Genomic DNA, 10035 nt, shown 5'->3' on the forward strand with positions numbered 1-10035 from the left:
CCAGGTTCGTAGTAAGGACTTTAGTCCTCCCAGGTTCGTAGTAAGGACTTTAGTCCTCCCAGGTTCGTAGTAAGGACTTTAGTCCTCCCAGGTTCGTAGTAAGGACTTTAGTCCTCCCAGGTTCGTAGTAAGGACTTTAGTCCTTCCAGGTTCGTAGTGAGGACTTTAGTCCTTTCTTAACGTAATCAGTAGCAAGGGCTGAATTCGTTACTAATAAAAATTTTACGGACTGAAGTCCTTACTACAAACCTTATTAGTAAGGCAATCAGTAGCAAGGGCTGAATTCGTTACTAATAAAAATTTTACGGACTGAAGTCCTTACTACGAACCTTAAACTATTTTTTTTCATCGGCTACCAAAATTATTCTATTTTCATTTTCCGCAATTTTCCCCAATTCTTCGCCGTTAAAAGGATTGTAGAAAAACGAACCTGTTTGCGGAGGTAATTTGGGATTGAGTACAATTTCCACGATACTTTTGACCACCCCAGTTAGGGGAATTGCCAGGATAACTCCTAATAATCCTCCCACTCTACCTCCTAACAGCAAAGCTGTAAAAATAATTACCGGGCTCAATCCGGTTAGATTGCCCATAATTCGGGGTGCTACTAAATTATCCTTGATTTGCTGGAGACCGATCGCAACTGCCAACACTTGCAGCGCCAGCCACCAATCAATAAACGCTACAATTATACTAACAGTGCCGATGCCCAGCGTCGCTCCGATAAACGGAATTATTTCTGTCAATCCGATAAACACGGCAAACAACAGAAAAAATGGCACTTGCAGCCACCAAAAAGCCAGAGTTAGCGAAGTCGCCATAAAGAGTCCCAGCAATAACTGTCCCGAGACAAATCGCTGGAGGTTTCGCTGCAAAGTCTCTGTGAGAACATAGCGAATATCTGGCGAAAAAATGCTGGTCAAACCCTGCCACACTCTTTGACCGTCTAGCAGCATATAAAATGAAATTACCAGGATAAAAATTAAGTCGAGAAACCAGTTAACTGTACCGACAACTAAGCCTAAACTTGTACCTGCGATTGCTTGTACTTGTTCCTGGACTTTGGCTGATAGCTGCTGTTCCAATATTTGCACGTCAAATGGTAAATTGCGATCGGCACTCCATGCTTGAAATTCGCCTAACTGCTGCCGCGCCGACTCCAGCAATTCCGGGAATCTTACCCCCAACTGCCTCGCTTGGCTGAACACCGGCGGCACAATAGTTAGACCGATTACTACTACTACCACACCCGCAGCCAAATAGACCAGCCCCGCAGCTAGTCCTCGCGGCAAAAATACTTGCAGTCTGATTACTGCATAATTTAATAAAAATGCAATCAGTCCCGCTGTTACTAAAATGCTGACCAGTTCCCCAACATAATTGATAGCAGTCAGGGTAAACCATCCCGTCACTAGGACTAGCAACCAAGTAATTAGAAACTGTTGGACGGGAGTAAATACACTATTCATTGTGATTTTTGTAAATTAAACTGGCATAATTTTTTCAGCCGATGTGCCGTATTCTACAACAAACACATTATTATAGCTCGATACAGTTAAGTTGAACCCGGAGATCCCCCCTAACCCCCCTTGAAAAAGGGGGGGACAAGAGCATTCTCTTTCATCCCCCGACTATCCGGGGGAGTAGGGGTATGCTGCAAGGATCTCGGGCCAATAAACAGTTTTAACAATGGCGTATTGCATTATAGATTAGCAATAATCAGTTCAAGATTAGACTGAATTCTCTCAGTATTGATGAGTTGCTGACTGAAAAAGTGCTCCAGAGATAATATAAGCCCGATCGCCATTCGCGATCGCAAATTACGCTAAGATTGCTCTGCATCAAAATCTCGATCGAGCAAAGGTCGATCGCACTTTCCTTCATCCAAATCGCCACGAGCAGGTGAAAAGCTCTCACACTCACCCACAAGGAGGAGGCGCGACCGATCGCACACTCAGCTAAAATAAATTAGATATTAAAACCGCAATCTTTCTTTACAATATCAAAAACCCCAGGCTCAAACCGACGGGAGGAACTACCGTGACGAATCAAGTTTTTTCAGAAGCAGAAGAACAGGAACCTCTTTCCCCCGTGCAAAGCGGGCGAGACAGGAACTCCGCAGTGGATGCGCCTGAAACTGGCATCTCAGATACCTCTGGCTGGCACTTCTCCTCTGAAGAAGATGAACGAGAAATAGCCTTAGAAGTTCCAGACGAACAATCAGAAGTTTCCGAAGCTGAAGAACCAGAAGTTCCTCCCAGTAAAGGACTCAGGTGGCCGACGCTGTTGGCGGGCGCAGGTATTGGTGTAGCTGCAACGCTGCTAGCAGTACACTTGACTGCGGGCCAGAAGAGCGCGCGTCCCCCAGTTGCAGCCCCAGCGGCGGCTCAGCAGGGGACGGCTCAGACGGTGACAGTGGCTGCTGTGGAATCGGCCGAGGTGGCTCAAACTCTGGAAGCGACGGGGACTGTGGCGCCCTACGATTTGCTGCCGGTGCTGCCGCAAGCCAACGGTTTGCAAATCAAGCAGGTTTTGGTAAAGGAAGGGGATGCGGTAGAAAAAGGTCAGGTAATGGCGGTTTTGGACGATTCGGTGCTGCGATCGCAAATTGCCGAAGCTACTGCTAAGGTACAATCGGCCGATTCTACGGTAGAACAAGCGCAAGCTCTGGTGCAACAAGCCCAGTCAGCCCAACAAGAAGCCCAAGCCGGTGTTGCTCAAGCCCAAGCCGGTGTTGAAAAAGCCATCGCTGACGCAGCGCAAGCCAAAACAGGCGTCGGCCAAGCCCAAGCCGGTGTCGAGCAAGCCAAGGCGGGTGTCGAGCAAGCTAAGGCGGGGATTGCTTCTGCTGAGGCTAAATTAGCTCAGGCTCAAAGAGAAGTAAATCGCACCCAAAATTTGGCTTCTCAGGGAGTAATCAGCCAGCAAGATTTGGAAAAGCGCAAGACGGAGCGAGATACTGCTGTTCAAGATGTGAACAAAGCTAAGGCTGATTTGAATAAAGCTTTGGAAGAACAGAACAAAGCGGCCGAAGAAGTGCGATCGGCTCAAGCTAAAGTAGCTACGGCAGAAGCTAATATCAGTACGGCGAGAGCGGCCCTCAGCAGCGCCCGCGCTAAAGTGAATACGGCCGGCTCTGCTATCAGCAGCGCGCGCGCAAATGTGGGAAATAACGCAGCAGGTGTTCGCAGCAATGAAGCGCAAGTCAAACAGTTGCAAACTCAAATCGAACAAACTATTGTCCGAGCGCCGGACAGCGGTATTGTATCTGAAAGAATTGGTCGAGTTGGTGATGTTTCTTCGGGAAGTCAAAAACTATTTTCGATTATTCGAGGAAACAAGCTGGAACTGCAATTAAAAGTGCCAGAAACTCAGGTTTATCAAGTTAAGCCGGGAACGGCGGTGCAGATTACTTCGGATTCTGACAAGCGGATTAAGTTGTCGGGAACTGTGCGAGAAATTTCGCCGTTAGTTGACCCGCAAAATCGGCAGGCTACGGTGAAAATTGATTTGCCTACAAGTGAGTTTTTGCGATCGGGAATGTTTTTGCGTGCCTCGATTTCGACGACGACGGCTCAAGGTTTGAAAGTTCCTGCTAAGGCTATTTTACCACAGTCTGACGGCAGTTCTATTGTTTACAAACTTGTGGGCGAGGATAAGGTGCAGGCTCAACCTGTGGAAGTTGGGGAGATTACTGGGGGCGCGGTTGGCGATTTGACGAGTGCTAAGGTTCAGATTAAAAAGGGGTTGAAGGCGGGCGATAAAGTGGTTGTTGCTGGAGCGGGTTATCTTAAGGATGGCGATCGAATTAAGGTTGTTAGTCAGTAGTCAGTTGACAGTTGACAGTTGACAGTTGACAGTTGACAGTTGACAGTCATGATTTATTGTAGGGTGCGTCAGGTGAGAATTTGGCGACGACAGACTAATAATTTTCCCCTGACGCACCTTTTAAGGTCAGTTGACAGTCATTATTTATTGTAGGGTGCGTCAGGTGAGAATTTGGTGGCGACAGACTAATAATTTTCCCCTGACGCACCTTACGACTTGTTAGTTACTATATATTTTAAGAGGGCTAAAGCCCAACAACATACCTTATCAGACATTGGGAGCGGGCAAGATGCCCGTTCCATAAGAATTTAAAGAATCAGATTAGTTAGTAGATATTTGGAGCGGGCAAGATGCCCACCCCACAAGAATTCCAATAATAATAACTATATTCCCAATTCCCAATTCCCAATTCCCAATTCCCAATTCCCAATTCCCAATTCCAATTATGTCTTTTAACATTTCGGCTTGGTCAATCAAACAGCCAGTTCCCACGATTGTTTTATTCTTAATTCTGACAATCGGCGGTTTAGTATCGTTTCCAGTTTTAGGTATTGATGATTCACCTAACATCGATGTGCCTTCAGTTTCGATATCTGTCAGCCAACCGGGGGCAGATCCAGCGGAACTTGAATCTCAAGTTACGAAAAAAGTAGAAGACGCTGTGGCGGGTTTGGGTAATATTGACCACATTATTTCTACTGTTAATGATGGTTCTTCTAATACGACAGTTAACTTTTTGTTGGGCACAAATAGCGATCGCGCTACGAATGATGTCAGAAATGCGATCGCCCAAATTCGCCAAAGCCTGCCCCAAGACATCAACGATCCAGTCGTCAAGCGGGTGGAATTTGCCGGTAGTTCCATTATGTCCTACGCCGTCGTTTCCGATCGCCAAACGGTAGAACAGCTAAGCGAATTAATCGACCAAAACATCAGCCGCGTCCTGTTGTCGGTCAAAGGTGTCGCTCAAGTGCAGCGAATTGGAGGCAGGGACAGGGATATTCGAGTTGATTTAAACCCCGAACAACTGCAAAGTTTGGGGATTACAGCTACCCAAGTTAACGACCAAATTCGCAATTTTAACATCAATCTGCCAGGGGGACGCACTGAAATCGGCAATTCCGAGCAAACAGTCCGCACCATCGGTAGTGCCAAAACTATCGAACAGTTGAAAGCTTATCAAATTACTTTGCCGAAAGGCGGTTTTGTGCCGCTTTCTAGCTTAGGAAAAGTTGAGGAAGGCTATGCAGAAGCGCGTCAGGGTGCGCGGCTAAATAACAAGCCTGTTGTAGCTTTTGCTATCCTCCGCAGCACCGGCAGCACTCTCGTGACTGTGGAAGAAGCGGTGCGGGCAACTGTTAAGAAAATGGAAAAAACTTTGCCGTCGGATGTCAAGCTGGAACTGATTTATACTTTAGCAGATCACATCCGAGATTCCTATGAAGCTTCTGTTGATGCTTTAGTTTTGGGGGCGGTTTTAGCGATTGTCACGATTTTTATATTTCTGCGGGATTGGCGGGCGACTTTGATTGCTGCTGTGGCGTTACCTCTGTCGGCAATTCCTACTTTTGCTGTACTGAGAATGGTGGGATATACGCTTAACGGCATGACTTTGTTAGCGCTGTCGCTGGTGGTGGGTATATTAGTCGATGATGCGATCGTCGAAATTGAAAATATTGAACGGCACGTCAGGATGGGGAAAACGGCTTATCAAGCTGCTTTGGATGCTTCTGCTGAAATTGGTTTAGCTGTCGTTGCTACCACGATGACGATTGTTTCGGTGTTTGCGCCGGTGGCTTTTATGCCGGGAATTCCGGGTCAGTTTTTTCGACCTTTTGGCGTGACGGTTTCGGCTTCGGTGTTATTTTCGCTGTTAGTAGCCCGCACTGTAACTCCGATGATGGCGGCTTATTTGTTTAAGGATAGCGGACACGAGGCGGAACTCAAAAAAGACCAACTTTCCTATCAGTACCGCCGACTTTTGACTTGGGCGTTGAAGCATCGGGCGATCGTCCTAATTTTAGCTGTTGCTTTGTTTTTCGGCAGCGTGCAATTAATTCCTTTCATTCCGACTGGTTTTATCGATCGCGATGATACCGGACTTTCGACTGTTTCCATTGAATTGCCGCCCGGTTCCACCTTGTCACAGACAGATTTAGCAGTGCAGCAAGCAACTAAATTATTGCTCGCCAATCCAGCCGTACAAAGCGTTTTGGAGACCGAAGGCGCTCCGACAGTATCCGGGGGCCCAGGTGGTGGCGGAGGGGGCGCTAGCGGCGTAAATACAGCCAGTCTATATGTGAAATTGAAACCCGCCAATCAGCGGATCGGACAACAGAAGTTTGAGGAGGAAATGCGGCCGAAACTTGCCGATGTTCCCGGTGTGCGGCTGAGTTTTGCTCAAGGGCGTGTGGGCGGTAGGAAGCAAATGTCGATCGTCCTCAAGAGCGAAAATGCCGAAGCTTTAACTAAAACTGCGGAAACTCTGACGCAACAAATGAGGCAAGTTCCGGGACTGATTGAGGTACAATCTAGCGCGAGTTTAGTCAAACCGGAAATTTTGGTAAAACCCGATCCTCTTCGGGCGGCGGATCAGGGTATTTCGGTGCAGCAAATTGCTCGCACTGCTTCTTTAGCAACGATTGGAGATATTGATTCAAATCTTGCTAAGTTTGATTTGCCCGATCGACAAATTCCGATTCATGTGATGTTGGCGCCGCAGTTTCGCAGCGATATCGAAACAATTAAGAATCTGCAAATACCGGGTAAAAATAATACTTTGGTACCGTTGAGGGCAGTGGCGGATATTGCTTTGGGTAGCGGGCCTTCTCAGATCGATCGCTATGACAGAGCTCGTCAAGTATCTGTAGAAGGCAATTTGTTGCAAGGTACAACTTTAGGAGAAGCTGTTGCTGCGGTGAAAAAACTGCCTGTAATGAATCCTTTACCCCCTGGAGTGGAACAAGAATCTTCGGGCGATGCGAAGGTGATGCAGGATATTTTCAGCGGTTTTGCAGGTGCCTTGGGAACGGCGGTACTGTTTATTTATGGTGTGTTGGTGCTGTTGTTTGCCAATTTCTTGCATCCGATCACAATTATGGCGGCATTACCTTTATCTTTGGGTGGCGCGCTGTTGGGACTTTTGGTAGGACAAAAATCTCTCGGTTTGTACGCTTTGATTGGTGTAGTCTTGCTGATGGGAATTGTGACGAAGAATTCGATTTTGCTGGTGGATTACGCGATTATGAATCAGAAGGAAGGCGAACCGATGTATGAGGCGACGCTGGATTCTGGTGTAGCGCGGTTGCGGCCGATTTTGATGACAACGATCGCCATGATAGCTGGCATGGTGCCGATTGCGCTGGGAATTGGCGCGGGCTCTGGGGTGCGGAGTCCGATGGCGATGGCGGTAATTGGCGGTTTGATGACTTCTACGCTATTAACTCTGGTGGTGATTCCGGTGGTTTATACCTATATGGATGGTTTGCAAGTCTGGATTTTCGATCGGGTGCGGGGGAAGAAAAGAAGGGAAGGGCGATCGAATATCTCCGGGTAGGGAAACGGGTACTGCCGTCTCCTCCTGCGTCAGGAGACGGCTTTTGGAGTGTACGGTGCGTCAGATCTCAGGTTTGTCCGAAAAATTCCGGCTTTCTCAAGTGACGCACCCTATTAATTTTGCCGCCATGGGCGATCGACAACCCCCAAAAATTAATTTTCAAAATCATTGACTCAAAATCACAAAATCGTCGTATAATGTTTATCTAGTCATGGTTTACCGCAATCCCTAAAAAGTAAAAGCCAGTAAAACAGACTAAGCGCGGGCGTAATTCAGTGGTAGAATGTCAGCTTCCCATGCTGGACGTCGTGGGTTCGAGCCCCACCGCCCGCTTTAACTGAATTTTCATATTTATATGAAAATTAATTAGTGCTATCAATTCGATCTATGGCTAATTTCTTAACCGCTGCATTATATAAGTTCGTTGAACTATCCGATTTTGCCGACCTGAAAGCACCGCTAATCGATTGTTGCGATCGCAACAACGTCAAAGGCACCATCTTGCTAGCAGCCGAAGGCATCAATGGCACGATCGCAGGTTCATCCGAGGGCGTGCGCGCAGTGCTCGCATTTTTGCGTAGTGACGCACGTTTTGCTGATTTGGTTCACAAAGAATCTTTCTCAGAAAAAGCACCGTTTTACCGCCTGAAAATCCGCTTAAAACGCGAAATCGTCACCATGGGAATACCCGATATTAATCCATCTCTCATGGCTGGCAAATATGTCAAGCCCGATGAATGGAATCAATTGCTTGACGATCCTGATGTTGTCGTAGTTGATGTGCGTAACGACTACGAAGTATCTATGGGTACTTTTGCAGGCGCGATCAATCCCAAAACCAAAAGCTTTTCTGAGTTACCTGAATGGGTGCAGCAAGAAACTGCTTTGCGCGATAAACCCAAGGTGGCAATGTTTTGCACGGGTGGCATTCGCTGCGAAAAATCTACTGCTTTTTTGCGATCGCAAGGTTTTCAGGAAGTCTATCATCTCGAAGGCGGAATTTTAAAATATTTGGAAACGGTTCCGGAAGCAGAAAGTCGTTGGGAAGGTGAATGTTTTGTCTTTGATGAACGGGTGTCTGTTGTTCACGATTTAAAACCTGGTAACTATGAACTTTGTCGCGGTTGTCGTCACCCGATTAGTGAGGAAGATAAGGCTTCTGAATTTTTTGTGCTGGGCGTGAGTTGTCCTCATTGTCATGACTCGAAAACCGAAGCTAAAAAACAAGCTTTATTAGAGAGGCAGCATCAGATTGAGCTTGCTAAGCGTCGCAACCAAGTACATATGGGCGCGTGCTATGATGCTAAGGAAAAATTCGATCGCGCGATCGACTAAAAGGTATGTTGTTGGGATGCGAGCCCCAAGAGCGCTGAAGCGCAACTACGTACCAAGAAAGGTATGTTGTTGGGCCCCGGCCCCAAGAGCGCTGAAGCGCAACTACGTACCAAGAAAGGTATGTTGTTGGGATGCGAGCCCTAAGAGCGCTGAAGCGCAACTACGTACCAAGAAAGGTATGTTGTTGGGCCCCGGCCCTAAGAGCGCTGAAGCGCAACTACGTACCAAGAAAGGTATGTTGTTGGGCCCCGGCCCTAAGAGCGCTGAAGCGCAACTACGTACCAAGAAAGGTATGTTGTTGGGATGCGAGCCCCAAGAGCGCTGAAGCGCAACTACGTACCAAGAAATGACTAATGACTAATGACTATATGTCACCAATATATCCAATTTTATATTCATTTCGCCGCTGTCCCTATGCTATGCGTGCCCGCTTAGCGCTGATGGTTAGCAATCGCGTGTGTGAGTTACGGGAAGTTGTTTTGCGAGACAAACCACAAGCAATGTTAGATGTATCTCCAAAAGGTACAGTACCGATATTGATTGATGTTGGCGGCCGCGTACTCGATCAAAGTATTGATATCATGTTGTGGGCGTTGGAACAACACGATCCTGAAAAATGGTTGAGGCCAAAGGAAGGTTCTGTTGCAGAAATGCTCGAACTTATTTCTCAATTTGATTATGGATTTAAATATCATCTTGACCGTTATAAATATCCCGAGCGTTATGCGGGTGTTGATGCCCGAGCACATCGGGATGAATGTGCTTTATATCTGGGGAAACTCAATGCTAAATTAATCAAGAATAAATATTTGTTTGGTAATAATGTAGCATTGGCTGATATGGCGATCGCACCTTTTGTCCGTCAATTCGCCCATACCGATAAAATTTGGTTCGAGGAACAGCCTTGGATTCCCCTACAAGCTTGGTTGACAGCCTTCACCGACTCGGAAATTTACGCCAGTGTGATGCAGAAATACCCGAAATGGGAATCGGGGAATGCAGCCGTTGTTTTTGGGCGATTGTAATTACTTATCAAGCCGTTTGTAGTGAGGACTTTAGTCCGCATCCAAGAGAGGACTAAAGTCCGAACGATCGAACGTTGTGGTTTGATCGTTCGGACTTTAGTCCGCATCCAAGAGAGGACTAAAGTCCGAACGATCGAACGTTGTGGTTTGATCGTTCGGACTTTAGTCCAATGGCACTGAAAAAGGCTTAATCACCTTCGTAGTCTAGCTTTCAAGACAGAGCGAGGTTCCTGCATTCGACGATACGGTTTCGGTCGGAGTTTCAAAACTCTGGGCTCCGAACGTTCAGGT

The 10035-nt window shown here is 47.1% G+C and carries 6 protein-coding genes and 1 tRNA gene; 5 read left to right on the plus strand and 2 right to left on the minus strand.

Features of this window, described 5'->3' with window-relative positions:
- Positions 1-335: 335 nt before the first annotated feature.
- Both QZ938_RS29710 and QZ938_RS29715 read right to left on the minus strand, forming a co-directional pair.
- Complete coding sequence (locus tag QZ938_RS29710) at positions 336-1469, minus strand: AI-2E family transporter (RefSeq protein WP_293355370.1); 1134 nt, start codon at positions 1467-1469, stop codon at positions 336-338.
- Between the two features lie 250 nt (positions 1470-1719).
- Entirely contained in the window at positions 1720-1917 is a 198-nt protein-coding gene (locus tag QZ938_RS29715) for a hypothetical protein (protein ID WP_293355373.1), read from the minus strand.
- 123 nt (positions 1918-2040) lie between these two features.
- Between QZ938_RS29715 and QZ938_RS29720 the strand changes: the two genes are divergently transcribed.
- From QZ938_RS29720 to QZ938_RS29740, 5 genes are all read left to right on the plus strand, one after another.
- Positions 2041-3828 (plus strand): efflux RND transporter periplasmic adaptor subunit, encoded by a 1788-nt coding sequence (locus tag QZ938_RS29720; RefSeq protein ID WP_293355376.1) that lies wholly within the window; start codon positions 2041-2043, stop codon positions 3826-3828.
- Positions 3829-4273: 445 nt separating this feature from the next.
- On the plus strand, positions 4274-7384 hold the full coding sequence (locus tag QZ938_RS29725; RefSeq protein ID WP_293355379.1) for an efflux RND transporter permease subunit: 3111 nt from the start codon (positions 4274-4276) through the stop codon (positions 7382-7384).
- A 261-nt stretch (positions 7385-7645) separates the two neighbouring features.
- Positions 7646-7717: transfer RNA gene (locus tag QZ938_RS29730), tRNA-Gly, on the plus strand.
- Between the two features lie 54 nt (positions 7718-7771).
- Positions 7772-8719 carry a rhodanese-related sulfurtransferase gene (locus QZ938_RS29735; protein ID WP_293355382.1) on the plus strand — a complete coding sequence of 316 codons (948 nt, stop codon included), beginning with the start codon at positions 7772-7774 and terminating at the stop codon, positions 8717-8719.
- A gap of 353 nt (positions 8720-9072) precedes the next feature.
- Positions 9073-9744, plus strand: a complete 672-nt coding sequence (locus tag QZ938_RS29740) for a glutathione S-transferase (protein WP_293355385.1) — start codon at positions 9073-9075, stop codon at positions 9742-9744.
- Positions 9745-10035: the final 291 nt, after the last annotated feature.

This window comes from Microcoleus sp. CAWBG27, assembly GCF_020883145.1.
Lineage (GTDB): Bacteria > Cyanobacteriota > Cyanobacteriia > Cyanobacteriales > Microcoleaceae > Microcoleus.